This window comes from Cupriavidus sp. FW306-1B-F12B, from assembly GCF_058781795.1.
In genome coordinates this window covers 327,869-352,721 of record NZ_JBYSXC010000004.1, presented here as the reverse complement: position 1 = coordinate 352,721, position 24,853 = coordinate 327,869, and the positions used below count along the sequence as shown (strand labels likewise).

Genomic DNA, 24,853 nt, shown 5'->3' with positions numbered 1-24,853 from the left:
GCAAAAGATCGGACGGAGTCTTTCCGGGCGCCCCGCTTCACAGACCGGTCATGGTGGACGTCATCGCCGCTGTCCCCGCCATTTGATGCGAAGCTGTCATGCCCGGGAGTCAATACGTCATTGGGAGCAATGTCGGTACGCAGCCGGCGGTCGGACAAGATTGTTTCAGGCTCGATCAACGGCACCCCGCGTCCACGATCTGGTAAGTCGTGCCCGCTTCGCTGCCAGCCTTCGGCAAGACATAGTCCAAAGTGCAGCGCTGTGCAGCGCCCTTGCCCCAGCTCACCATCAACTGGCCGGAATCTGCCTTGAGACCGCGCGCAATGACACGACCACCCTGAGCGACGGTACCAATGCTCTGCCCTTGCGCGCCCGTCACCTCCGCGCCAAACGGCAGCGGCTTCCCATCCGGCCCATTGGCACGCAGAATCGCCGCCCGCCCTGGGTTGTCCGTCTCGAACTTCATCTTCACGATCGCACCCGCGGTCGGCGCCACGTTCTGCTGCGTGGTCTTCAGCTCCACGCTCATCGGCAGCCCTTTCGGGTCGATCTCGATCTGGTTGGTGGCGAACGGCGTCAGGGTCGGCACCAAGGCGTGGCCCCAGGGGTCCACGCGCAGGCCGCTGCCGTTGGCCAGGCGCGCGCCCGCGGCATCCTTGGCCTCGATGATGGCCATGGTGTCGCCCATCGTCGGGGTGAACGCCACGCCGCCCGCATAGGCCACGATGCCGCCGCTGATGCCCAGGCCTGCCTGCGAGAAGTTGCGGCCCGTGCTGGCGCTGGCCGTCATGGTAGCCATCGGCGACACATAGCCGACGTTGGCGCCGACAGAAGCAGCATCCCTGGTGTTGCGGCCACCGGTGTAGCCGGCGTTCACGCCATAGGTGAAGGCGTTGTCCTGGCCCAGGGTGCCCGTCACTGTTTCCTGCAGCGACGTGCCGCCGGTGGAATCGTGGCTCAGGCTGGTCATCGAGTACGGCGCGTGCTGGCCCTTGCCCAGCGGGATACCCACGTTGAGCATCACCCGGGTGTCCCACTTGCCTGAGCCGACGTTGAACTGGCGCGACGCTGAGACGCCATAGTTGATGCGCTTGTAGCTGTTGTTATAGCCCGCCTGGAACTGGGTATCGGAACCGCCGCGGTTCCAGTAGTTCTGGGTGGAACCGGACAGGTAGAACGAACCATAGCCTTGCGGCAGCATCTGGTTGATGGTCATCTGCAGGCGTCCGCGCTGGATGCCGCCCAGGAACATGCCAGGGCTCAGGCCGCGCTGGTCCAGGTCGCGCAGCGCCATGGCATCGGTCATGCTCAGGTAGCCGCTGCTGGAATAGCGGTAGGCGGCCACCGTCAGGTTCGTATTGGTCGGTGCCACCCGCTTGCTGTACGACAGCCGCATGCTCTGGCCGCTCCGGTTGGGTGCATTCTGCAGGTTGGTCCAGGCCTGGGTCACGTCGGCGCCGAAGGCACCGAAGTCCGTGTTCAGCGCCCCGCCGCCCATCACCGCGGTGTAGTCCTGCGCCGCGATGACGCCGCCGTAGCCGGTCACCATATTGCTGATGCCGTGCTGCACGGTTGCCTGCATCAGCATCGGCTTGCTCTGGATCGACGTATTGCGGTACTGGCCGACGGTCACGCTGTAGCGCGTGACGCCCGGGCGCAGCGCATTGACGGCTGCGGCGTAGGGCACGCGCGAGGTATGCACGCTGCCATCGGCCTCGGTGACCACCACCTCGAGATCGCCGCCGTAGCCGGTCGGATACAGGTCATTGATCTCGAATGCGCCGGGGGCCACCGTGGTTTCGTAGATGATGTTGCCGCCCTGGCGGATCTGCACGCGGGCGTTGCTGTTGGCAATGCCATGGACCACCGGCGCATAGCCGCGCTGAGATTCCGGGTACATCCGGTCGTCGCTGGCAATCTGCACGCCACGGAAGCCGAAACTGTCGAACATGGTGCCATCGGTGAAGGCATCACCGATGATCAGCTGGCTCCTGATCGGCGCAATCGAGCGCTGCAGGCTGGTCTGCACGCTCTGGTAGCGCGTGCCCTCGACGTCGCCGTGCGTCAGGTTGCCCAGATGGCGGAAGCGCCAGCCACCGAAGTTGAGTCCGGCGTTCACCCCGACATAGCCCTGCGTGGTCGATATCCCGCTCGAATCGGAGTGGTAGACGTTGGCGTTGTACTGCAGGCGCGCCGCGGTCACGCCTTCGTCCCAGTACTTGGGATCGACATAGCCGCGCGCCGAGCGCGACATGGCAATCTGCGGCACCGAGACGTCCAGGCGCTGCTCGCCGTTGTCGAAGCTGGCCGTGGCATCGGGGATCAGGTCGGGCAGCGATACGCAGCCCGTGTCCAGCCGCGCCGACGTCTCCGGTGCCAACCTGGTCAGGTCCACCCCCACGCGCTGGATCGCGGCACGGTCAAAGCACGGCTGCACATTGCGGCTGTCTTCGCCCACCTGGCGCATCGTCACTTCGGCACGGCCCAGCCAGACTTCGTTGACGTACAGCTCTGCGCGATAGTTGCCCGGCAAGGCCACGTTGCCCTTGTTGAAGCGGCTCACGTCGATGCGGGCACCGCCGGGCTGCTGCAGAAAGGTGTCGTTGAATTCCACTTCCGCCACCAGCGTCGGCGCGCCGGTGGGCGCCGCCCACGCGCCTACGCCAGCGAACAAGGACAACACCACCGCACTGGCCGGACGCAGCCGGGACGGGAAGGAAGAGGTCTTCTGGGTTTTCATGGGTTTATGCCGGAGTTCTGGCCATGCGCGGGCAAGACTTGCCCCTGCCGCTTGTTGCGGCATCGTCAATCGGAGACATCAGCTTGGAAATACGCCGGGCGCGGCCCGGCGTGTGGTCAGCGCGAAGCGGCCTGGGCGGCGCTGCTGCCCAGTGCGGCTTCGCCGCTTACGGCGCCGCCGTAGTCATTGATGGCGTTGTAGCGAACCTTGGCCTCGGTGCCTTGCGCAACATCGCCGGTCAGCGGGAACGTCCTGGTTTCGCCCGGGCCGATCATGCCGCCTTCTTCAAACTTCGCGGTCTTGCCGCCGCCAGCCAATTCGAGCTTGGCGAAAGAAACGTGATACTTGCTGGGGTTGCTCGCTTCAAGCGCCGGCTTGCCGCCTGCCTGGGTAACGCGCCAGCGGATGCTGCCAGGGGCGTCGTCGGCGTTGCCCTTCAGGCCCGCGGGGCGGAAGAACAGCTTGATGCGCGAGCGGAAAGCCAGCTGCAGCTTGTTGACATCAGCTTCTTCGGCGGTGGGCTTTGGCGGGATCTCCAGCACATTGAGCCAGAACACGGATTCGCGGTCCTGCGGCAGTGGCTCGCCGGTGTAGAGGATGCGCAGCGTCTGGCCCTTCTTCGGGTCGATGCGCGAAACCGGCGGCGTCACGGTGAACGGGACTTCGATGGATGATGGGGCAGCCCTCGGGTCGCCCTTGTCGATCCACGCCTGCGTCAACGCCGGCGACTGGCCTTCATTGGTCAGCTTGATCGTGGTCTCGGTGTCTTTTGCGTTGTAGATGACCCGCGTCCCCGCTATGACCACGGAAGCTTGCGCGTGCAGCGCGCTCATGAGCCCCAGCGCGATCACGCCGGCGGAAATCAGGGACTTGATGGACGTTTTCATGATGGTTGCGGCGGACTTGACCGGGTGAAGCGGCACACACTTCCATGTTCCGAAGGCGCGGAGCGCGCCGGTAACACGCTCCGCGCCCCGTGGTGCCAGGGCTTACTGGTAAGCGATCGAGTACATCACGGTCGAGTTGGCGGCACCGGCCGTTGCTGCGCCAGTTGCGTAGTACTGTGCGTAGTACGGCAGCGTGGCCGAGCCGCTGTTGATGGCGACGACGCCGGAATTCTGCGACGCATCGGTAAAGCCGGCCTTGATCGGGCTGTTATTGGTGCCGCCGTTCAGCAGGCGGATCTGCACGTTGGTGGCGCCGCCGGCGGCCACGATCAGGTTGCCGGTGGTGGTGTCGGTGGTCGGGCCTGCCTCGAAGAAGGTATGCACATTGCCTGTGTCTGGCGTGCAGTTGGTCAGGGCGATATAGAACGGCGTCTGGCCAGCGGTGTCACCAGCCTGGGCCAGGGTGGAGGCCGAAACGGTCGGCAGTGTCACGGTAAAGTTCTTGCTGCCCGTGCCGTTGCCGTTGATCGTGCAGGTCTGTGCGGTGATCTGGCCGTTGAAGGTGATCTGGCCGTCGGCAGCGTGTGCAAACTGCGCGCCCATGGCGGTACCGGCGATGATCAGAGCAGCGAGGAGCTTGGTATGGGTCATGTTGGGGTGATTCAAATATGTTGATAGGTAGATGGCTTTCGGATCCAACGGATCCCGCCCTGCCCCGTGCCGCCATTGAACCGCCAGATTTGCGCTGCAGTTGCCGGTTGCCCCGGGGACAGCTGAACTATATGTATGGCACTTAATGCCACCAATCAGGCAAGCCTTAGATCGTGCTCGGAATTTTTTCCCTTGCTGCGAAGAGGCGTCGCCGTGGTTCTTATGCGTCATGGCGCATATGTCCGGCTTGCCGGCGCAGGGCAAATGTGCCTGCGAAAAGCTTGGACGGTGAAGGGACAGGCGCCGGATCGATCTGCATCATGGCAGCCGCCTTGAAGCGCAGCATCTGGCCAAAGGGTACACGCCACTTGCAGCGGCTGCATGGCGCAAAGGCCATCTCCGCAGCATCCGTCGCCCCTAATTTGTCTGGGTCTCGGCCACGCCAACAGCGCCGCCACACGTCCTGCGCGGCAGGCAGACCTGCAGCGCCAGCCCGCGCGGCGCCACATTGCGCGCCGACACCGTGCCGCCATGCGCGGCAATGCCCGCTTGCGCAATGCTGAGCCCCAGTCCCGCCCCGGTCGGATGCCCCGGACCGCTGCGCACGCGGTAGAAGGGCTCGAACAGGCTCGCCAGCGCGTCTTGCGGCACGCCGGGCCCGCCGTCGACGATATCGAGCCGGATCGCCGTCTCATCAGCCTGCAGCGTCACGGTCACGGGCGCAGCGGGATCGGTGTACCGGATCGCATTGCGCAGGATGTTCTCGATGGCGCTGCCCAGCCCCGCGGCATCGGCCTCGACGATCAGTGCATCCGGGGGAGTCCAGCGGATCGCCACGCCCCGGGCCGCGGCTTCGAAGCGGGCATCGGTGACGATGACGTCGACCAGTTCCGCCAGATCGATCGGGCCGCGCACTGGTGCCTTCGCATGCAGCCGCGCCAGCTGCAGCGTGCGTTCGACCAGCGCATCGAGCCGCTCCGCCTCGCGCTCGATGCGCGCGAACTGCAGGTCGAGCGTGGCGTCGCGCCGCCGCGCCAGCTCCAGCGACAGGCGCAGCCGCCCCAGCGGCGACCGCAGTTCATGCGCAATATTGCGCAATAGCTGCTCGCGCCAGTCCATCAGGCGCTGCAGGCGATCGGCCATGGCATCGAAATCGCGCGCGAGCAGACCCAGCTCGTCGGCGCGGCGGGCCAGCACGGGCGGCGTGCGCGTGGCCAGCTCGCCGTCGGCAAGCGCATGCGTGGCTTCGCGCAGGCGCCGCACGGGGCCGGTTACATGCCGCGTCAGCGCCCAGCACAGGGGCGCCGACAGGCCCAGCGCGCACAGGCCGAGCGCGAGCACCACGGGCGACAGGTGCAGCACCTCCCAGCGCGACGAATCGAACGGCAGGAACAGCATCAGGAGCTCGCCGCCTTCCGGCAGCGCGATGGGTTGCGGGTCCCACCATGACACGCGCGCGCCGGGCCTGGGCTCATGCGCGACAGCATGGCCGATCAACCCCGCGCGCCACATCGGCACCAGCCGGTCGGCCAGGCGGTTGCGCAGCCGCGCCGGCAACGGGCGGCCCAGCAGTTCCTGCAGCGTGTCGTCGACAATGTAGATGTCCAGCGCCGAGGCGTGCGAATCCATCGCCCGCAGCCAGCGCTCGAGTCCGGGGCGCCCCTGGGTCTGGGCGACCTCGAGCGCATCCTCGGTCAGCGCCGCGGGGCTCAGGCCATCGAGCGTGTCGAAGCGGTACCAGGCCACCGCGGCCGTCAGCGCCATGCCGATGCCAACGATCGCGGCCATGCCCAGCCAGAAGGTCAGGAAGTTGCGCCAGAACAGCGGCAGCGGAAACAGCGCGCGCACGCGGCGGCGCCAGTTCACGGCGCCTGCACCAGCATATAACCCTGCCCGCGCAGGTTGCGGATCAGCAGCGGCGAAGTGATGCCGTCCAGCGCCAGCTTGCGGCGCAGCGCGCTGATATGCGTGTCGAGGCTGCGGTCGTAGCGTTCCGGCACGCGGCCCAGCGCGAACCGGCCGATCTCGGCGCGCGCGACCACCCGGCCCGGCGCCCGCATCAGGATTTCCAGCACGCGCTGCTCGGCCCCGGTCAGCGGCGCCTCGGCGTTGCCGTGGATGGCCAGGCCGGATGCCAGGTTCAGGCGCAGCGCGCCAGCCTCCAGCCACGAGGCCTGTGCAGGCGCGGCAGGCGCGGCGCCGTGGAAACGGCGCAGCACCGCATGCATGCGCGCCTTGAGCTCGCGCGGGCTGAACGGCTTGCTCAGGTAGTCGTCGGCGCCCAGTTCCAGCCCCAGCACGCGGTCGGTTTCATCGCCGTGCGCGGTGAACATGATCACCGGGCGCTGCGAGCGCGCGCGATGCAGCCGGAGCAGGTCCAGGCCGTTGCCGTCAGGGAGCATCAGGTCCAGCAGGGCGACGTCGTAGTCGTTGCGGGCCAGCAGGGTCTCGCCCTGCTGGCGGGTGTGCGCCAGCGTGACGGTGCAGTGATCGGGCTCCAGGTACTCGCGCAGCATCTGCGCCAGTTCCAGGTCGTCGTCGATCAGCAGCACGCGCGCGAGCGGCGTGTGGAAGTACATCAGCATGCAGCTTGCCGGGAGCCTTGCGGGCGTGGACGTGGCCGCCGGTCCCCGGTTCCGTCAAGAAACGTCAAGAAAACAAAAGCTATCCAAAGTGACTGGTAGGCACCTTCATTTCGAATTTTAATATGAGAATGATTGTTATTTACAGAAGACAGGGAAAATGATGAAGTTCAGGCAGGTCGCCGGGATCGGGTCGGCAACAACGGCGGCGGCAGGATTGGCAGCACCGGCGGGCGTACAACAGGGTCAATGGATGCGGATGCTGGCGGCAGTATGCGCCGCCTCCGGCATGACGGGAGCCTGGGCCCAGGCGCAGGCGCAGGCGCCGAAGACGGAAGCTACCCTCGCCACCGTGGTGGTGACGGCGGCCGGCAGTGAGCAGGACATCCGCGACGCGCCCGCGTCGATCAGCGTGGTCACGCGCAAAGACCTGGAGAACAAGGCCTATCGCGACATCAACGATGCGCTGGTGGAAGTGCCGGGCGTGATCGTCAGCGGCGGCGGCGACCGGACCGACATCAGCCTGCGCGGCATGGGCGCCAAATACACCCAGATCCTGATCGACGGCAAGCGCCAGAGCTCGCGCGAGACCCGCACCAACTCCGACTCGTCCGGCGTGGAAAGCAGCTGGACGCCACCGCTGTCCGCGATCGAGCGCATCGAGGTGGTGCGCGGCCCGATGTCGTCGCTGTACGGCTCCGATGCCATGGGCGGCGTGGTCAACATCATCACGCGCAAGGTGCCGAGGACATGGACGGGCGAGCTGCGCGGCGACGCCACGCTGCAGGAGAACAGCGACTCCGGCAATCTCTACCAGGGCAACTTCTACCTGGCCGGCCCGCTCAAGAGCGACCTGCTGGGCCTGCAGCTGTACGGCCAGAGCACGCACCGCATCGAGGACGATATCGACTACGGCTTCCGCGGCCGCCGCGCCGAGAGCCTGACCGCCAAGCTGGCGCTAACGCCCACGCGCAACCATGACATCGTGTTCGAGGCCACCGGCATGCGCCAGCTGCGCAGCGAGACCGTGGGCAAGACCGTGCCGCCGCTGCCGCCCGGCACCGCCTGCCCGCGCAGCGGCTGCCCCACCTCCTCCGAGACCGACTACCGCAGCGAGAAATACGCGCTGTCGCATACCGGCCGCTGGGGCTTTGGCGTCTCCGACAGCTATATCCAGCAGGAGGAATTCGACAACCGCAGCCGCCGGATGAAGATCAAGAACCTGGACCTGCGCACCAGCTGGGCCATGCCGCTGGGCAACCATATGCTGTCGGTCGGCGGCGAATACCTGAACCAGCGCCTGAACGACCAGACCGGCAACCAGATCGCCGGCGGCCCGAACCAGGTCGAGCGCTACCAGTGGGCGCTGTTTGCCGAGGACGAGTGGCGCCTGGCGCAGAGCTTTGCCCTGACCGGCGGCGTGCGCATGGACCATGACCAGAACTTCGGCCAGCACTACAGCCCGCGCTTGTACGGCGTGTGGCATGCGGCCGAGCGCTGGACGGTCAAGGGCGGGGTGTCGACCGGCTTCCGTGCGCCGGACCTGCGCCAGACCGTGGCCGGCTGGGGCCAGACCAGCCGCGGCGGCAATATGTACGGCAACCCGGACCTGAAGCCCGAGACGATGTTGTCGCAGGAACTGGGCCTGCTCTATGACAAGGGCAACGGCCTGCAGGCGGGCGTGACGCTGTTCAACAACGACTTCAAGGACAAGATCACGCGCGTCGCCTGCCCGGCCACGCAGTGCACCGACGGACCCAACCGGTTCGGCGCCAACCCGACCACCTACATGAACGTGGACCGCGCCTACTCGCGCGGGGTGGAAGCCAGCCTGCGCTGGCCGATCGCGCAAGCGTGGTCGCTGACCGGCAGCTATACCTATACCAAGTCGGAACAGAAGAGCGGCCAGTACCAGGGTCAGCCGCTGAACCAGTTGCCGATGCACCTGCTGGTGGCCACGCTGAACTGGCGGCCGAGCGAGAAGGTCAATGCCTGGGCGCGCGTCAACTACCGCGGCAAGGAAAGCCAGCCGATCACGGGGCCGTCTTCCAGCACCGTGGTGGCGCCGTCGTACACCTTTGTCGACCTGGGGGCGACCTATGCGGTTACCAAGAACGTGTCGGTGTTTGCCGGGATCTACAACCTCTTCGACAAGCAGGTGAACTACACCGACTATGGGCATGTAGAGGATGGCCGGCGGTACTGGATGAGTGTGGCGGTGAAGTTTTGAATGGTGGCTGCATCAACGCCTTCGGCTGCGCTCCGCGCAAGCCCTCAATGACCGTCAACGCATTTGAGCCTGCGCAGCAGCCGTAGGCGTCCCCGCGATGCGGCTGGCAGCAGGCGGCCTACGCCCTGCATGGGGATCGTTCAATAGCGGGTTAACGCAGGCACTATCCCTGACTCACATGGCGTAGCAGGGTCGAACGGCCAACCACGCCGAACGGCAAGCACCACCGTGCGAACCACCAACGCCGTGGAATTGATTGCCAGCCGCATAGGCGACGCGTTTCTTGGTTACTTCTTGTCGCTCGGACAAGAAGTGACTCGCCGGCTACGCCGGCGAAACAGCCCACGCTAGTCAAGAGCGAAAACCGACCGCATTGAGCAGCAATGCCAAATCCCCCAACGCGATCCGACCGCAGTGTGCCCACCTCAGGTCACCACATCATCCCCCCGGCACGTTGCCGGCACTTCCCCATAGAGAGCCATCAACGCCCCCGCAACCGCATTGGTCCAGCCAAAGCCATCCTGCAACGGATACTCGCCCCCACCCCCGCCCCGGGCCGCCCCTTCGATATGCCGGATGCGATATTTCTCCACCAGCTTGCATTCATGGGTGTAGAGACTGGCCACGGTCGCCAGCCAGCGCTGCGCGATCTCGCGCGCCAGGTCGTCGTGGCCATAGCGCACCAGCCCGCGCACGGCCAGCCATTGCAACGGCGCCCAGCCATTGGGATGGTCCCATTGCTGGCCCGAAGCACATTCCGTGGTGGCCAGCCCGCCGTCAACCAGCAGCCGGTCCTTCACCGCCTGTGCCACGGCTTGCGCCTGCGGCGGCAGCGCAAGACCGAGATAGAGCGGCATCACCGTTGCAGCGGTCAGGCACAGCCGCGGCGCGCCGCGGCACCAGTCGTAGTCGACAAAGGCGCCGGCGTGGTCGTTCCACATGTATTGCAGGATGGCTGCCTCGCGCCGCCGCGCCGCCACGCGATAAGCCTCTGCCGCGGCATCGCCCGCCTGCTCGCACAGCGCGGCGAGGCGCGTTTCCAGGTGCCAGAGCAGTGCGTTGAGGTCGACCGGCAGCATCGCCGTGGTCCGGATGGTGGCAAGGTCCGCGGGCTGGCCGGTGGGCGTGGATGGCGAATCGAGCCAGCGCGAGCTGAAGTCCCATCCCGATTCCGCCGCGGCGCGCAGGTCGCGGAACACCAGGTGATGCGGCCGGCCGCTGCGCATCGCGGTCTCCATGTCTTCCAGGAAGGCTTCCTCGCGCGGCCACGGGCGGTCGTCCCAGTAGCGGTTCAGCACCGCGCCGTCGGGCAGGCACACCACCCGCCGGTGCGCATGGCCCGGCCGCACGCAGTCGGCACCGTCCATCCAGAAGGCGTATTCCCGGCGCAGCTGCGGCAGGAAGTCGATGGCGCTGGCCAACTGCTCGCGCTCGAGCAGGTCCACCATCAGCGCAAACACCGGCGGCTGCGAGCGGCTCAGGTAGTAGTTGCGCGTGCCGTTCGGCACCAGGCCATAGGTGTCGATCAGGTAGGCGAAGTTCCGCGCCATCTCCACCATCAGGTCGCCGCGCCCGCTGCCGGCCAGCCCCTCCATGGTGAAGTAGGAGTCCCAGTAATACAGCTCGCCGAAGCGCCCACCCGGCACCACATAGCGGTGCGGCAGCGGCAACAGCGACGACAGCGGCGGATGGGCCACGGGCTCGCGCGTCAGCACCGGCCACAGGCCATCGATATGTTCGCGCAGGGTGCTGGCCGGGTCTGACACGTAGTGGCTCTCCGGCACGGTGGCGCGGGTGAAATGCGCCTGCACGAAATCAGCCAGACAGAATCCCGGCGTGTCGCGCGTTTCGCGGTAGCGCGCCACGATCAGGTCCGGGTCGCAGTTGGGAATGCAGTCAGGGAAGGTCTTGCTGTCGGCAAACAGGCCGCTGTGCTGGACGTCGACGAACAGCTCGCAGTAGCGCGCCGCGGGCGACAGCATATCGGCGCAGGCGCAGCCGGGCAGCGTGTGCGGCGGCGGGCAGTCCCGGTCCGTGACCAGCGCCGGCTGCGCCGCCGCATGGACCTTGCCGGGCGCCGCCGATGGCCCCGGCACCGCGCCGGCGCCGTCAGGGGTGGCCGGGGCCGTGCGCGGCACCGTGCTGCCGCCGGCAGTGGCACCTGACGACGGAGGAATGGCGGGTTCGGTCTCGGGCTTGCCTGTCGGCTGCATGGGCGCCTCCTTGCACCGGGCGCTGCCGGCTCATTTGGATAGGAGCCGCGAAGTGCCGGGTAAGTTCGCGGCCGCCCCCCGCAAAGCGGCCCATGTGTCACGCAGGCGCCAGGGCGCAGGCGTTCACACCTCCTTCTCGCCATGCTGCACCGGTATCGCCGGCGCAGCTTCGCGCACCCCCAGCTGCATGAAGATCCAGGCCGACGCGCACGTGATCAGCCCCATGCAGACAAAGGTGGCATGAAACGCCGGCAGCACCGCCGCGGTATCGCCGCCGAAGCGGTGCTGGAAGGTCGCCAGCAAGGCGCCCGCCGCGGTCACCGCCAGGCTCATCGACAGCATCTGCACCATCGACAACATGCTGTTGCCGCTGCTGGCGCCGGCCCCGCTCAGGTCCTTCAGCGTGACCGTGTTCATGGCCGTGAACTGGATCGAATTGACCATGCCGAACAGCGCCAGCAGCGGGACCAGCAGCCACAGCGGCAACTGCGGCGTGATCAGCGCAAAGGCGGCCATCACCAGCCCCACCACGAAGGTATTGGCCACCAGCACGCGGCGGTAGCCGTGGCGCTGGATCAGGCGCGTGGCCAGGCGCTTGGAGGCCATGCCTGCGGCGGTGACGGGCAACATCATCAGGCCGGCATCGAACGGCGAATAGCCCAGGCTGATCTGCAGCGTCAGCGGGATCAGGAACGGCATCGAGCCGTTGCCGATCCGTGCGAACAGGTTGCCCAGCAGCCCCACGCTGAAGCTGTGGATGCGGAACAGCCGCAGCGGGAACAGCGGCTGCTTGCGCCGGTTGGCGTGCAGCCCGTAGGCGGTCAGCGCGGCCATGCTGGCGATCAGCAGCATCAGCACGGTGGCGTGCTGGAAGCCCAGCCCGGCCAGCCCGTCGAGCGAGAACGACAGCGACAGCATGGCGATGGCCAGCAGCAGGTAGCCGGCGATGTCGAAGGGCCCGATGCCGGTCAGCCGCGCGTTGGGCATATAGCGCACCGTGGCCAGTGCGCCCAGCAGCCCGACCGGCACGTTGATCAGGAAGATCCAGTGCCACGACAGCACCTGCGTCAGCCAGCCGCCCAGCGTCGGCCCGATCAGCGGGCCGATCATGCCGGGGATGGCGACGAAGCTCAGCGCCTGCAGGTACTGCTCGCGCGGGAAGGTGCGCAGCACCGAGAGCCGCCCCACCGGCAGCAGCATGGCCCCGCCCACGCCCTGCACCACGCGCGCGCCGATCAGGAAGTTCAGCGTCGGCGCGTAGGCGCACAGCAGCGAACCCACCACGAACAGCCCGATGGCGGTCTGGAAGATGGTGCGGGTGCCGAAGCGGTCAGCCAGCCAGCCCGAGGCCGGGATGACCACCGCCATGGTCAACGAGTAGGCAATCACCACCGACTGCATCCGCAGCGGACTCTCGCCCAGGCTGTGCGCCATTGATGGCAGCGCGGTGTTGACGATGGTCGAGTCCAGCGTCTGCATGAAGAAGCCGACCGCCACCACCCACAGCATGATGCGGCGGGTGCGGTCGTCGGGCTGGGGTGTGGTCATGTGGCGGGCTCCGGGCCGGCCGGGCCCCGGAATCCCGGTATGCGCCGGCCAAAGCCGACACCTTAAAGGTCTATCGCGGAACAGGCAAATCGATGCGTGGCCAAGCGCCGCGCTGCCCTAGTCCAGGCGCTGGCGCTGGTCCTGGCTGAAATAGGCAAGCCGGTACAGCCGCCACGGTGCCTGCGCACTGTCGCGGCAAAAGCCATAGCGGAAAGTGTCTTCCAGCGCGGGCAGGTCGTAGCGCAGGTCGGTGAACCAGACGCAGGCGACCGCTGCGCCCGGCGGCACGGATGGTGATGCCCGCATCGACGTGATGGCGGACAAGGCCGGATAGACCGCGAACTGCCTGAAATCGGCAAAGTCCGGCCGCACCCAGAGCTGCCATGCCAGCGCCTGCTCAGCCGGCGCCTCCGGCAGCCGCGGCCGCTGGGTCCAGGCCATGCGCCCGGGCGGCTCGTAGGCCCTGGCCATGGCCGGCAGGCGGCCCAGCACCTGCCATTGCGGCACCCAGGCCGGATGCCCGGCCAGGTTGACGTGGGCGACGCGGTAGTCCGTCTCCGCGCGGGCAATCAGTTTCCAGTTGAACGGAGAGAACGGCTGGGGCAGCGCATCCACGCGCTGCGCGTGGATGCCGGCGGCACGCAAGGATTCGTTGCCCAGTTCCAGCGCCCGTTGCCTGAGCACAGCCTGGACGCCGACATAGGCGCACAGCAGCGCCATGCCCGCCAGTGCCGCCCGACCGCGCCACTGCAGCGCTAGCAATAGTGTCAGGACCAGTCCGGACACGACAATGCCGCTCAGCAGCGGATCGATCAGGAAGCTGGTACCAAGGCTGAAGCGCCGTTCGGAGCCGGGATAGAAGATGCGGGTGCCATAAACGGTGATCAGGTCCAGCGCGATGTGGCTGGCCACGCCAAGGCAACTGACGGCGAACGCTTCCCTCCAGGCCTCGCGCCGGCGCGCCGCCAGGCAGAACAGGCCGGCAAGCAGCGCGCCCCAGGCAGGGAGCAGCAGCAGCGAATGGGTCGGCCCCTGGTGCCACTGCGCCAGGAAACGCAGCGGATGGACCAAAAAGCCCAGGAAATCGATATCCGGAAAGGCACCGGCGGCAGCGCCAAGCAGCAGGCGTTCGCGCGTGCTGAGTCGCCGGCCGGGGACCTCGGCCATGGGGATGGCAAACGCTGCCTGCGCCCCCATCAAGGCATGGGTGATCGTGTCCATCCGGACCGGGCTTCCTTGTCGACAGGGCGGCGCCAGGCCAGGCGCTCGGCGCAGCGCAGTTGGCGTTCGAGCCACGCCTGCGTGCGGCCGGAATCCGGCGAACGGTCGCGCAGCCAACAGCCAAAGGTGGAAAGGAAGATTCCGGTCAGCACGACCTCGCCCAATTCGCGGCGCCAGCCGGATTCGGGCAGGCGCGCCGATTCCCGCAGCCATTGCACGGTGCGGCTGATATGCTGCAGGCCCTGCACCTGCAGATGCACGTGCTCCGGCTGCAGCTTGTAGCGCAGCATCTGGGCGGTGAGCTGCCGGTGCGGGGCCAGCGCCTCGAGCCAGGCGAGGATGGCCTGCTCCAGGCGCTCGCGGTGGGACAGGGCGGCCCAGCCTTCACGCGTGGAAGCACGCACGAGCGCAAGGTCGGCCCGTTCGAACCAGGCCTCGGCCAGGTCGTCTTTCTGCCGGTAATGCCGATGGATCTGGTCCAGGCCAATGCCCATGTCGTCGGCGACGTCATGCAGGTGCAGGGCATCCCAGCCGCTGCGCTCGCCCAGCATCAGGGCAACCTCCAGGATCCGGCCGGCCAGGGCTGCATCATCGTTCATGGCTTTGCCATCCTCGGGAATGCGCGTCCGCGCTCTACCTTCCAGCATAGAAAGGCAGCCCGCACGCGGGCGCGGATTTCATTGTCATGTGCACGATGCTGCCGGATCGGCGTGCAGTCGGGGGCCTGCCCGCCTGTGCCCGGTTCGGCACCTGCCTCGACAATTTCCCCACGCAGCCTATCTTTAGGGTGTCAGTCCAGGCGTCATCGGCAAGGGCCGCCGTGCCAGCCAGCACTCGGCGGCGGCCGCGGTGTCGCGTGGACAGAGGCCGTACGCGCATGAAAGCGGATTCTCCCCCGAGGCAGAACTACGAAGATGCCCTGCTCGGCATCGTGCGGGAGATGTCTTCGGCCATGCGCCCGCCGGCAGAGTCCGAAGTGACGGCCGCGCTGGACAGCACGCTCGAAGGCGACCTGGGCTTCGACAGCCTGACGCGCGCCGAGCTGCTGACCCGCCTTGAACACCGCTTCGGCGTCAGCCTGCCGGAGCAGGTGCTGGCCCAGGCCGACACCCCGCGCGCGCTGCTGCGCGCCTTGCTCGCCGCCCAGGACCTGCCGCCCGGCGCGAGCGGCACGCACCTGCGCCAGGCCCGCCCTGCCCCGGCGGCACAGGCGCCCGACAGCGCCGCCACCTTGCCGGACGTGCTGCGCTGGCACTTGCGCAGCCACCCGGAGCGCACCCACATCATCCTGCAGGACGGCGACGGCGCAGACACGCAGATCAGCTTTGCTCAACTGCACCGCGGCGCCGCGGCCATCGCCGCCGGGCTGGTGTCCCGCGGCGTGAGCGCGGGCACGGCGGTGGCCATCATGCTGCCTACCAGCCCCGACTACTTCTACAGCTTCTGCGGCGTGCTGCTGGCGGGCGGGATTCCGGTACCGCTCTACCCGCCGGCGCGGCTGGCGCAGATCGGCGACCACCTGCAGCGCCACGCCGGCATCCTGGCCAACGCGCAGGCGCCGGTCCTGATCACGGTGGCACAGGCGCGGCCGCTGGCGGCCCTGCTCAAGGCCAGCACGGGAACGCTGCATAGCGTGCTCACGCCGCAGGAGCTGGCGGACGGCGGCGGCGCCCCGGTCCATCCGATGCTGCGCACGCACGACATCGCCCTGCTGCAATACACCTCGGGCAGCACCGGCTCGCCCAAGGGGGTCGTGCTCAGCCATGCCAACCTGCTGGCCAACCTGCGCGCCATGGGCAAGACCCTGGCCGTCGGCTCGCAAGACGTCTTTGTCAGCTGGCTGCCGCTCTATCACGACATGGGCCTGATCGGCGCCTGGCTGGGCAGCCTGTACTACGCCTACCCGCTGGTGGTGATGTCGCCGCTTGCCTTCCTGGCGCGGCCCGAGCGCTGGCTCTGGGCGATCCACAAGTACCGCGGCACGCTCTCGGGCGGGCCCAATTTCGCCTTCGAGCTGTGCCTGCGCAAGCTGGCCAATGCCGACCTGGCCGGGCTCGACCTGTCCAGCTGGCGCTTCGTCTTCAATGGCGCGGAGCCGGTAAGCCTGCAGACCATGCGCGCCTTCATGGAGCGCTTTGCCCGCTACGGCCTGCGCCCGCAGGCTGCCGCGCCGGTGTACGGGCTGGCGGAGGCCTCGCTGGGCCTGACCTTTCCGCCGCTTGGCCGAGGGCTGGCGGCCGACCGCATCGACCGCGACGAATTCACGCGCACTGCCGTGGCCGTGCCCGCGGGCGAACACGCGCCCACTGGCGAGCGCGAGACCCTGGAATTCCCGTCCTGCGGCCGGCCGCTGTCCGGCCACGAAGTCCGCATCGTCGACGCCACCGGACGCGAACTGGGCGAGCGGCATGAGGGCCTGCTGCAGTTCCGCGGCCCTTCGGCCACCAGCGGCTATTTCCGCAATCCCGTGCAGACCCGCCAGCTGTTCGACCGCGGCTGGCTGAACACCGGCGACTATGCCTATATGGCGGCCGATGAGGTCTATATCACCGGGCGCGCCAAGGAAACCATCGTGCGCGGCGGCCGCAATATCTATCCCTACGAACTGGAGCAGGCGGTCGGCGCCATCCCCGGCATACGCAAGGGCTGCGTGGCCGTGTTCGGCAGCCCCGATCCGGATAGCGGCACCGAACGCATCGTGGTGATGGCGGAGACCGCAGAGAAGGATGTGCAGGCGCGCCGGGCGCTGCACCGGCAGGCGCTGAAGACCGCCCTCGACGTGCTGGGCATGCCGCCCGACCACATCGCCCTGGTGCCGCCGCACAGCATCCTGAAGACATCGAGCGGCAAGATCCGGCGCGCCGCCTGCCGCGAGCGCTTCGAGCACGGGCGCCCCGGCCGCGGCGTGGAAGCGCCCTGGCTGCAGATCGCGCGCTTTGGCTGGCGCGCGCTGCGGCCGGAGCTGCGGCGCGGCCGGCAGACCGCCGCGGGCCTGTCCTACGCCCTCTATGCCTGGCTCCTGTTCGCAACGCTGGCGCCGGCGACCTGGCTGGCATCGGTTGCGCTGCACCGGCCGGCACTGGGCTGGACGCTCAGCCACCACGTTGCCCGGCTGTTTCTCAGGCTGGGCGCGGTGCCCTGGTTCGTGCAAGGGCTTGAGCACCTGCCGCGCGACCGGCCCTGCATCCTGGTCTCGAACCATGCCAGCTACCTGGACGGAATCGTGCTGGTGGCGGCGCTGCCCACGCCGGTATGCATGGTCGCCAAGCGCGAGCTGCAGGGCCAGCGCATTCCCGGCACCTACCTGGCCAGCATCGGCGCCGACTTCATCGACCGCTTCGATAACGTGCGCGAGCACGAGGACGTGGAGCGCGTGGTGGCCGCGGTGCGCGCCGGGCATTCGGCGCTGTTCTTCCCCGAAGGCACCTTCGGCCGCGCGCCGGGGCTGCAGGCATTCCGCTCGGGCGCCTTCCTGGCGGCCGCGCGGGCCGGCGCGCCGGTGGTGCCGGTCGCCATCCGCGGCACCCGCTCGGTGCTGCGCGACGGCCAGTGGCTGCCGCGCCGCGGGCCGATCGGCGTGGTCATCGGCAGCCCGCTCTGGCCGGACGGCGCAGACTGGCCCGCCGCCATGCGCCTGCGCAACACTGCCCGCGCCGAGATCCTGCACTACTGCGGCGAACCGGATGCGCGGCGCACGACGCACCGGGATGCGAGGCGGGCCTAGTGTGCCGCGCCGCGAGGAACTTGCCATGACATCTGCCGACGGAGCAGGACACTAGCGGCATGGATACCTTTGCCACCGCGCCGATGTGGGCCGGCTTCCTGGTCCTGGTGCTGGGAACGCTGGTCATCGACGTGTTCGTCCTTGGCGGCCGGCACGCGCACCGCGTTTCGACGCGCGAGGCGCTGGGCTGGACCCTGGCCTGGTCGACGCTGGCCGTGCTCTTCGGCATCGCGCTGTGGTGGCTGCTGGCCGGGAGCGCCGGACGCGAGGCCGCAGACCGCAAGGTGCTGGAGTTCTATACCGGCTACCTGATCGAGCTGTCGCTGTCGGTCGACAATATGTTCGTGTTCGCGATGATCTTCGGCTACTTTGCGGTGCCGCCGGAGTTGCAGCGCAGGGTGCTGCTGTTCGGCGTGGTCGGCGCGATCGTGATGCGCGCCGTCATGATCCTGCTCGGCGTTTGGCTGATCAGCGAATTCTCGTGGATCCTTTATGTGTTCGGCGTGTTCCTGCTGTTCACCGGCATCAAGATGCTGTTCGTTTCCAGGCGTACCCCCGATCTCTCGCGCAATCCCATCGTTCGCTTCCTGTGCGCGCATATGCGGATCACCGCGGACTATCGCGGCGAGCACTTCTTCGTGCGCATCGACGGCTTGCGCCATGCGACGCCGATGTTCCTGGTGGTGCTGCTGGTCGAGGCGACCGACCTGGTGTTTGCCGTCGACAGCATTCCGGCCATCTTCGCTGTCACCACCGATCCCTTCATTGTCTTCACCTCGAACATCTTCGCCATCATGGGGCTGCGGGCGCTGTATTTCCTGCTGGCCAACCTGGCGCAGCATTTCCATTACCTGAAGTACGGCCTGGCCATCGTGCTGGCCTTTATCGGCGCCAAGATGCTGGCCGAGCCGTGGTTCCATGTGCCGGTGCACTGGTCTCTCGGCGCCGTCGCCATGACGTTGTTCGTGTCCGTCCTGGTCAGCCGGGCCAGGGCCAGGCGCACGCTTGCGCACGCCGGGGACGAACTGGGCGGCCACTGCGCCCCGCGTGAGCGCAGGGCGGGGAACCGGCGCACATAAGGAGCGATTCCATGAACAAGATCCTGCTTGCGACCGACGGGTCGGCCTATAGCGACGCGGCCGCCCGCTACCTGGTACAGAATCCCCTGTTCAGCCGCGACTTCGTGGTACACGTGGTGCACTGCGAACCGGATGTGGCTGGCGACATCAAGACCTTCATCGACCGGTCCACCCTGGATGCCTGGCATCGCGAACAGAACGAGAAGGCGATGCAGTCCGTGGCCAGCATCCTGGGCGAGGCCGGTATCGCTTGCGAGTGCCATGGCTTCGTCGGCTTCGCACCGGCCCGCATCGTCGAGTATGCGAGCAGTATCGGCGCCAGCCTGATCGTGATGGGTTCGCACGGCCGCGGCGGATTCCTGGATGCCATCATCGGCTCGGTGGCCAGGCGGGTGCTTGCGCACGCGCACTGCCCGGTGCTGCTGGTCAGGAGCTAGCCACAGCAGAGCGCCACCCGGCGCATCTCACAGGGCAGCGCGCAGCCCCAGGAAGAAGCGCCGCCCGGGCGCGGGTTCGAAATACCGCCCGTTGGCCTCGTTGACGATCACAGAGCCGATATAGCGCCGGTCGGTGAGGTTGTCGATGCGGCCGAAGACGTAGAGCCGGGTCGGGCCGATGCGGAACTCATAGCCGGCGCGTAGGTTGAACACCGCATAGCCTGGCGCGGCCTGCGTGTTGAGGTCGTCGGCGTAGACGCGGCTGTCCACGCGCAGCTCGGCCCCCAGCGTCAGCGGCGCTGCCGGCCGCCATGACAGGTCCGCGCCCAGGCTGTGGCGCGCGGTGCCGGGCAGGCGCTTGCCGGCCGCCACGGTCTGGCCCTGCGCGTTGACGAAGCTGTCGCCGAAGTAAGCATCGAGCCAGGTATAGGCCAGTCCTGCCTCGATACGGCTGCCGCCGCCCTTGCCTGGCGTGCCCACCTCACCGAGAAAGCCACCGCGCCAGCCCAGTTCGAAGCCGCGCCGGTGCACGCCGCTGACATTCTGGTAGACGGTGCGCCCGGCATTGTTCGATTGGGGCACCACCTCGTCGTGGCTGTCGGCATCGAACAGCGCCGCCTCCAGCCGCTGCCCCGCCGCCTGCCACTTGATGCCGATCTCGCCCTGGCGGCTGGTGGAGGCCTGCAGCCCCAGGTTGCTGCCGACGCCGCCGGGGCCGTAGGCGACTTCGGTCAGCGTCGGCGTCTCGAAGCCGCGGCCGAGGTTGGCGTAGAGGTTGAGTGAGTCGAGCGCGTGCCACACCACGCCAAGCACGGGGCTGAGGTTGCTGTAGGTTGCGTTGCCACTGTCATCGGGGCTGGCCGCATTGATGAAGTGGTCATCAATGCCAAGCCGCACCCGGCTGGCGCGCACGCCGCCCACCAGTTGCCAGGACGGGTGGAAGGTCCAGTCGAACTGTGCAAAGGCGCCGAGGTCGGTCGCGGTATTGGTCTCGTCGCGGCGCAGCGCGCCTTGCGTGCCGTTCTGGTTGACGTAGCCGTTGCGGCCATCGCGCATGCCGTTGGCTTCGAGCCCGGCGCTCCACAGCAGCGGCAGGCCGGCGGCGGTGGTGGTGCGCCGGCTCCATGACAGCGCGGCGCCGCCGTAGGTGCGGTCCAGGTCGACGATGCCGCCGGCCGAATTCGGCGCGGCACCGCTGAAGCCCAGCCGCTGGTACAGGTTGCGCGTGCCGCCGTACAGGCGTGCCGACAGGCTGTCGGTCCCGGTCAGCTGGTGGTCCACCACCACGCCGGCCTGGGCCTGCTCGACATTCTTGCCGGTATCGAACTGGGTCGCTGCGGGCACCGCCTGGCGCGGGTTGGCATCGGCCTGCGCGCGCGTGAGCCCCAGCGGGTCCTGCGCCAGCGGCTGGTTGAAATAGTTGAACTGGCCGGTCACGCGCGTGCCGCTCGCCGGCTGCGCCACTACCTTGGCATTGAGCTGGTAGCGGCGCGCCGCGCTGTGGTCGCGGTAGCCGTCGGTCTGGTAGGTCCAGGCGTCGAGCGAACCGCCAAGCCGGTCGTTGCCGCCGGCCAGCGCGATGCCCGCCTGCCACTGGCCATCCGAGCCGAAGCCGGTCGACGCGCGCCCGCTAAAGCCATCCCTGGGCGGATCGGGCGTGAACACCTGCACCACGCCGCCCGACGCATTGCCATACATCTGTGCAAACGGGCCGCGCAGCACCTCGACGCGGCTGGCGTTGGCAAGGTCGGCAGTGGAAGCCTGGCCCTGCCCGTCCGGCATGGTGGCCGGGATGCCGTCGACATACAGGCGCACGCCGCGCACGCCGAAGGTGGAGCGCGTGCCAAAGCCACGCACCGCCAGTTGCAGGTCCTGCGAGTAGTTCTGCCGGTCGCGCACCGCCACGCCCGGCACGCCGGCCAGCACCTCGGACAGGTTCACCAGCGGCGTGGCGCTGCGCAGCGGATCGACCGGCACGCTGTCCACCGCCGCCGGCGCATCAAAGCGGCGCTGTTCGCTGCGGGTGGCGCTGACCACCACGTCGGGCAGGGTTTCGGCGGTGGCGGCGGCCACTGCCGTGCCGGGCGGGTCGGCGGCACGCGCGCCGGCGCTGGCCAGGACCAGCGCGGCGAACGCCAGCGCGGAGCGGTTCGCGAACGGGATGCCGGGGTTACCGGAACGGCGCTGCTGCCGGACCGCCAAAATCTGCCTGCCGCCTGGTTTCATGGGATCGGAAAGCGGTTGCGGGTTCTGGCGCGGATGTGGAGGCGCCGGGCACAGGTGAATGTGTCGCAACTTTATCGTGTCCACAGCACTATTGCCACGCGCTTGGCTGCGGGGAAAACCCGCGGAGATGGAGCCGGCACCGGATTCTGGTTGTTCAGAAAAATTCAACAACTGATTGCATGGACGCTCACGCAGCCCGCCCCACGGCTCCCTACACTGCTTTCACCACCCGCCGCAACCGCACCAGTCCATCACGCGATGCAGCATAAGGGTATTCAGATTTTCGCTACTATCAAGGGGATCCGCCATCATGACCACCGCACAAACCCGCGTCGCCATCGTCTACCACAGCGGCTACGGCCACACCGCCAAGCAAGCCCAGGCCGTTGCGCGCGGCGCCGGCAATGTCGCAGGCACCGAAAGCCTGCTGATCCCGGTCGAGGACATCGACCAGCACTGGGACACGCTGGAACAGGTGGACGCCATCATCTTCGGCGCGCCGACCTACATGGGCAGCGCCTCGGCACAGTTCAAGGGTTTTATGGACGCCACCTCGCGCAATGTCTTTGCCAAGGGCGGCAAGTGGGCCAACAAGGTCGCAGCCGGCTTCACCAACGCGGCTTCGCGCTCCGGCGACAAGCTGGCCACGCTGCAGCAGATCGCGATCTTCGCGGCGCAGCACGGCATGCACTGGGTCAACCTGGGCCTGCCCCCGGGCCACAACAACTCCAAGTCGACCGAAGACTCGCTGAACCGCCACGGCTTCTTCCTGGGCGCCGCCGCTCAGTCCAACGCCGATGAAAGCGCCGACGTGGTGCCGCCGCTGGCCGATCTGCGCACCGCCGAGCACCTGGGTGCCCGCGTGGCCGAAGTGGCGCAGCAACTGGTCGCGGGCCGGCGCGCGCTGGCGGAACTGAAAGAAGCTGCCTGATCCGGCCGCACCCAGACGCATCGGCCCCGCATGGGGCCGATTTTCTTTTCCGGGCAGTCGCGAGCCTGAGCGGTCAGTACAAGACTTCCAGCGCGTCGAACAACTCGCTGTCCTTCTGCGCCGCCGAGCGCGCGCGGCGCCGGATTTCCTGCAGCAGGCAATCGGTGAAGCACTGCGCCGCGGGGCTGCCTACCGCATTGTGGCGCGTGATGATGCCGAGCCGGCTGGTCTCGAACTGCTCGGCCAGCGCAAAGCCTTGGACCCAGCCGCGCATCGACTCGGTCAGCAGCAGCGGCCGCGGGCAATAGCTGATCATGCCGGCATTGCGGATCAGCTCCAGCAGCAGCGCGGTGGAGTGCGCGCAATGCAGCCGCGCCGGGTCGATGCGCGCTTCATGCTGCCAGAACAGGTTGCGCATAAAGGACTCGTAGCTGGCCGCGGTGTAGTTGACGACCCAGTCCTGCTCCAGCAGTCCGTGCAGCGACCGCGCATCCGCGCACGGATGCCCGCGCCGCGCGATCACGCACGAGGTGTAGGCAAGCAGCGGCTCGCACTCGAATTCCTGCGTGGACATCGCCGCCGTGAACGGCCCCACGGCGAAGTCCAGCGTGCCTTCGCGCAGGCGGGGCAAGGCCACCGCGGTCAGGCCTTCGAAGATCTCCACCTGCACGCCCGGCATGCGCTCGCGAAAGCGCAGCAGCACACGCGGCAGGAAAGTCAGCATGACCCAGGGCGTGACGCTGATGCTCAGCCGCCCCACCCCCTCGCCGCGCAGCGTGGCCAGTTCTTCACCGGCGCGGGCGAGCTGCCCGACCACCAGCCGGGCGTGGCCCAGCATGCGCTGCCCCGCGTCGGTCAGCGCCACGCCGCTGGCGGTACGCGACAGCAAGGGCAGCCGCGCCTCGCTTTCCAGCTCGCGCAGCGCCTTGGTGACCGCCGCCTGCGACAGCCCGACCAGTCGGGCGGCGGCGCGGATGCTGCCGGCATCGGCAACGGCTACCAGCGCCTGGATCTGGTGGAGTTTCATCGTCATGGCGGTTCGGGATGGTGACAACCAATGGTTGTCAGGATAACAGTATTGCGGCTATCGGCACGCACGGGCCCTGCATAAGATCGCCCCACGCAATCCCCCGACCAAGCCTCCGGAGACCCCATGCATCCAGATCCCGTCCTGCCCGGCATCCGCGCCATCGAAGCCGAGATGGTGGACCTGCGTCACCGTATCCACGCCCATCCCGAGCTCGGCTTCGAGGAATTCGCCACCAGCGACCTGGTGGCGGAATGCCTGCAGGCCTGGGGCTATGCCGTGCATCGCGGCCTGGGCGGCACCGGCGTGGTGGGCACGCTGCGTCACAGCGAAGGCCGCGCCATCGGCCTGCGCGCCGACATGGATGCGCTGCCGATCCGCGAAGCCACGGGCCTGCCGTATGCCAGCAAGATCGACGGCAAGATGCATGCGTGCGGCCATGACGGCCACACCGCCACGCTGCTGGCCGCGGCCCGCTACCTGGCCGAGCACAAGCCTTTCCGCGGCACGCTGCACGTCATCTTCCAGCCGGCCGAGGAAGGCATGGGCGGCGCGCGCGAGATGATCCGGGACGGCCTGTTCCGCCTGTTTCCCTGCGATGCGGTGTTCGCGCTGCACAACATGCCCGGCCACCCGACCGGCAAGTTCGGCTTCCTGGGCGGGCCGTTCATGGCCTCGTCCGATACCGTCACGATCCGCGTCACCGGCCGCGGTGGCCACGGTGCGGTGCCGCACCGGGCGGTCGATCCGGTGGTGGCCTGCGCGTCGATGGTGATGGCGCTGCAGTCGGTGGTGGCGCGCAACGTGAACCCGCTCGACATGGCCATCGTGACCGTCGGCGCGATCGAAGCCGGCAAGGCGGCCAACGTGATCCCCGAGAGCGCCGAGCTGCGCCTGTCGGTGCGCGCGCTGAAGGCCGAGGTGCGCGACCTGCTGCAGGCACGCATCACCGCGCTGGCGCATGCCCAGGCCGAAAGCTTCGGCGCCAGCGCCGAGGTGCACTACGACCGCCGCTACCCGGTGCTGGTCAACGACCCGGCCACCACCGGGATGGCGCGCGAGGTCGCCCGTGAATGGCTGGGCGAGGACGGCCTGATCGACAGCATGGTGCCGCTGACCGGCAGCGAGGACTTCTCTTTCATGCTGGAAGAGTGCCCGGGCTGCTACCTGATCGTCGGCAACGGCGATGGCGAGGGCGGCTGCATGGTGCACAACCCCGGCTACGACTTCAACGACGCCTGCCTGCCGCTTGCGGCCACCTACTGGGTCAAGCTGGTCGAGCGCTACCTGCGCTGAGCCACGCTCCCATCGACAATGACCGGCCCCGAGGCCGGCGCCACCCCCCCCACGGAGACAC

17 protein-coding genes are annotated in these 24,853 nt (G+C 68.0%); 6 read left to right on the top strand and 11 right to left on the bottom strand.

Going from position 1 to position 24,853, the window contains the following annotated elements; translation table 11 throughout:
* Positions 1-175: 175 nt before the first annotated feature.
* The 5 genes from AC3WLE_RS09780 to AC3WLE_RS09760 all read right to left on the bottom strand — a co-directional run bounded on the left by AC3WLE_RS09780 (position 176) and on the right by AC3WLE_RS09760 (position 6,863).
* Positions 176-2,740, bottom strand: a complete 2,565-nt coding sequence (locus tag AC3WLE_RS09780) for a fimbria/pilus outer membrane usher protein (protein ID WP_492317274.1) — start codon at positions 2,738-2,740, stop codon at positions 176-178.
* A 116-nt stretch (positions 2,741-2,856) separates the two neighbouring features.
* The gene (locus tag AC3WLE_RS09775; RefSeq protein ID WP_492317273.1) at positions 2,857-3,627 is read right to left on the bottom strand and encodes a fimbrial chaperone; all 771 of its coding nucleotides are present in this window, start codon (positions 3,625-3,627) and stop codon (positions 2,857-2,859) included.
* Between the two features lie 102 nt (positions 3,628-3,729).
* A complete protein-coding gene (locus tag AC3WLE_RS09770; protein ID WP_492317272.1) occupies positions 3,730-4,278 on the bottom strand; it encodes a fimbrial protein in 549 nt (182 codons plus the stop codon).
* Between the two features lie 417 nt (positions 4,279-4,695).
* Entirely contained in the window at positions 4,696-6,144 is a 1,449-nt protein-coding gene (locus AC3WLE_RS09765; protein WP_492317271.1) for a sensor histidine kinase, read from the bottom strand.
* Positions 6,141-6,863 (bottom strand): response regulator transcription factor, encoded by a 723-nt coding sequence (locus AC3WLE_RS09760; RefSeq protein ID WP_492351607.1) that lies wholly within the window; start codon positions 6,861-6,863, stop codon positions 6,141-6,143. The genes AC3WLE_RS09765 and AC3WLE_RS09760 overlap by 4 nt, the downstream gene beginning before the upstream one ends.
* Positions 6,864-7,113: 250 nt before the next feature.
* Between AC3WLE_RS09760 and AC3WLE_RS09755 the strand changes: the two genes are divergently transcribed.
* Positions 7,114-9,090: a ligand-gated channel protein gene (locus AC3WLE_RS09755; protein ID WP_492356073.1), complete on the top strand. Its 1,977-nt coding sequence runs from the start codon at positions 7,114-7,116 to the stop codon at positions 9,088-9,090.
* 425 nt (positions 9,091-9,515) lie between these two features.
* Here the strand turns inward: AC3WLE_RS09755 and treF are convergent, their stop codons facing one another.
* From treF to AC3WLE_RS09735, 4 genes are all read right to left on the bottom strand, one after another.
* A complete protein-coding gene (gene treF, locus AC3WLE_RS09750; protein WP_492363572.1) occupies positions 9,516-11,303 on the bottom strand; it encodes an alpha,alpha-trehalase TreF in 1,788 nt (595 codons plus the stop codon).
* 123 nt (positions 11,304-11,426) lie between these two features.
* The gene (gene mdtD, locus AC3WLE_RS09745; RefSeq protein WP_492317268.1) at positions 11,427-12,851 is read right to left on the bottom strand and encodes a multidrug transporter subunit MdtD; all 1,425 of its coding nucleotides are present in this window, start codon (positions 12,849-12,851) and stop codon (positions 11,427-11,429) included.
* 117 nt (positions 12,852-12,968) lie between these two features.
* Positions 12,969-14,072, bottom strand: a complete 1,104-nt coding sequence (locus AC3WLE_RS09740) for a metal-dependent hydrolase (RefSeq protein WP_492317267.1) — start codon at positions 14,070-14,072, stop codon at positions 12,969-12,971.
* Entirely contained in the window at positions 14,048-14,671 is a 624-nt protein-coding gene (locus AC3WLE_RS09735) for a hypothetical protein (RefSeq protein WP_492317266.1), read from the bottom strand. The genes AC3WLE_RS09740 and AC3WLE_RS09735 overlap by 25 nt, the downstream gene beginning before the upstream one ends.
* Positions 14,672-14,949: 278 nt before the next feature.
* On the opposite strand from AC3WLE_RS09735, the gene AC3WLE_RS09730 reads away from it, so the two are divergent.
* Genes AC3WLE_RS09730 through AC3WLE_RS09720 form a run of 3 tightly spaced genes read left to right on the top strand, consistent with a single transcriptional unit; the run spans position 14,950 to position 19,312 of the window.
* Entirely contained in the window at positions 14,950-17,796 is a 2,847-nt protein-coding gene (locus AC3WLE_RS09730; protein ID WP_492317265.1) for an AMP-binding protein, read from the top strand.
* Positions 17,797-17,855: 59 nt separating this feature from the next.
* A complete protein-coding gene (locus AC3WLE_RS09725; RefSeq protein ID WP_492352386.1) occupies positions 17,856-18,875 on the top strand; it encodes a TerC family protein in 1,020 nt (339 codons plus the stop codon).
* Positions 18,876-18,886: 11 nt separating this feature from the next.
* Positions 18,887-19,312 carry a universal stress protein gene (locus AC3WLE_RS09720; protein WP_492317263.1) on the top strand — a complete coding sequence of 142 codons (426 nt, stop codon included), beginning with the start codon at positions 18,887-18,889 and terminating at the stop codon, positions 19,310-19,312.
* A gap of 27 nt (positions 19,313-19,339) precedes the next feature.
* Here the strand turns inward: AC3WLE_RS09720 and AC3WLE_RS09715 are convergent, their stop codons facing one another.
* Positions 19,340-21,538 (bottom strand): TonB-dependent receptor family protein, encoded by a 2,199-nt coding sequence (locus AC3WLE_RS09715; protein WP_492317259.1) that lies wholly within the window; start codon positions 21,536-21,538, stop codon positions 19,340-19,342.
* A gap of 310 nt (positions 21,539-21,848) precedes the next feature.
* On the opposite strand from AC3WLE_RS09715, the gene AC3WLE_RS09710 reads away from it, so the two are divergent.
* The gene (locus tag AC3WLE_RS09710) at positions 21,849-22,469 is read left to right on the top strand and encodes a flavodoxin family protein (RefSeq protein ID WP_010811027.1); all 621 of its coding nucleotides are present in this window, start codon (positions 21,849-21,851) and stop codon (positions 22,467-22,469) included.
* Positions 22,470-22,542: 73 nt separating this feature from the next.
* Here the strand turns inward: AC3WLE_RS09710 and AC3WLE_RS09705 are convergent, their stop codons facing one another.
* Positions 22,543-23,502 carry a LysR family transcriptional regulator gene (locus AC3WLE_RS09705; protein ID WP_492356049.1) on the bottom strand — a complete coding sequence of 320 codons (960 nt, stop codon included), beginning with the start codon at positions 23,500-23,502 and terminating at the stop codon, positions 22,543-22,545.
* A gap of 120 nt (positions 23,503-23,622) precedes the next feature.
* On the opposite strand from AC3WLE_RS09705, the gene AC3WLE_RS09700 reads away from it, so the two are divergent.
* The gene (locus tag AC3WLE_RS09700) at positions 23,623-24,792 is read left to right on the top strand and encodes a M20 aminoacylase family protein (protein WP_492317258.1); all 1,170 of its coding nucleotides are present in this window, start codon (positions 23,623-23,625) and stop codon (positions 24,790-24,792) included.
* Positions 24,793-24,853 lie beyond the last annotated feature (61 nt).

Coding starts and splice junctions, on each gene's coding strand:
- AC3WLE_RS09730 (WP_492317265.1), top strand. CDS start 14,950: ATGAAAGCGGATTCTCCCCCGAGGCAGAACTACGAAGATGCCCTGCTC.
- treF (WP_492363572.1), bottom strand. CDS start 11,303: ATGCAGCCGACAGGCAAGCCCGAGACCGAACCCGCCATTCCTCCGTCG.
- AC3WLE_RS09760 (WP_492351607.1), bottom strand. CDS start 6,863: ATGCTGATGTACTTCCACACGCCGCTCGCGCGCGTGCTGCTGATCGAC.
- AC3WLE_RS09735 (WP_492317266.1), bottom strand. CDS start 14,671: ATGAACGATGATGCAGCCCTGGCCGGCCGGATCCTGGAGGTTGCCCTG.
- AC3WLE_RS09725 (WP_492352386.1), top strand. CDS start 17,856: ATGGATACCTTTGCCACCGCGCCGATGTGGGCCGGCTTCCTGGTCCTG.
- AC3WLE_RS09710 (WP_010811027.1), top strand. CDS start 21,849: ATGACCACCGCACAAACCCGCGTCGCCATCGTCTACCACAGCGGCTAC.
- AC3WLE_RS09700 (WP_492317258.1), top strand. CDS start 23,623: ATGCATCCAGATCCCGTCCTGCCCGGCATCCGCGCCATCGAAGCCGAG.
- AC3WLE_RS09715 (WP_492317259.1), bottom strand. CDS start 21,538: ATGAAACCAGGCGGCAGGCAGATTTTGGCGGTCCGGCAGCAGCGCCGT.
- AC3WLE_RS09740 (WP_492317267.1), bottom strand. CDS start 14,072: ATGGACACGATCACCCATGCCTTGATGGGGGCGCAGGCAGCGTTTGCC.
- AC3WLE_RS09780 (WP_492317274.1), bottom strand. CDS start 2,740: ATGAAAACCCAGAAGACCTCTTCCTTCCCGTCCCGGCTGCGTCCGGCC.
- AC3WLE_RS09755 (WP_492356073.1), top strand. CDS start 7,114: ATGCGGATGCTGGCGGCAGTATGCGCCGCCTCCGGCATGACGGGAGCC.
- mdtD (WP_492317268.1), bottom strand. CDS start 12,851: ATGACCACACCCCAGCCCGACGACCGCACCCGCCGCATCATGCTGTGG.
- AC3WLE_RS09770 (WP_492317272.1), bottom strand. CDS start 4,278: ATGACCCATACCAAGCTCCTCGCTGCTCTGATCATCGCCGGTACCGCC.
- AC3WLE_RS09720 (WP_492317263.1), top strand. CDS start 18,887: ATGAACAAGATCCTGCTTGCGACCGACGGGTCGGCCTATAGCGACGCG.
- AC3WLE_RS09705 (WP_492356049.1), bottom strand. CDS start 23,502: ATGACGATGAAACTCCACCAGATCCAGGCGCTGGTAGCCGTTGCCGAT.
- AC3WLE_RS09775 (WP_492317273.1), bottom strand. CDS start 3,627: ATGAAAACGTCCATCAAGTCCCTGATTTCCGCCGGCGTGATCGCGCTG.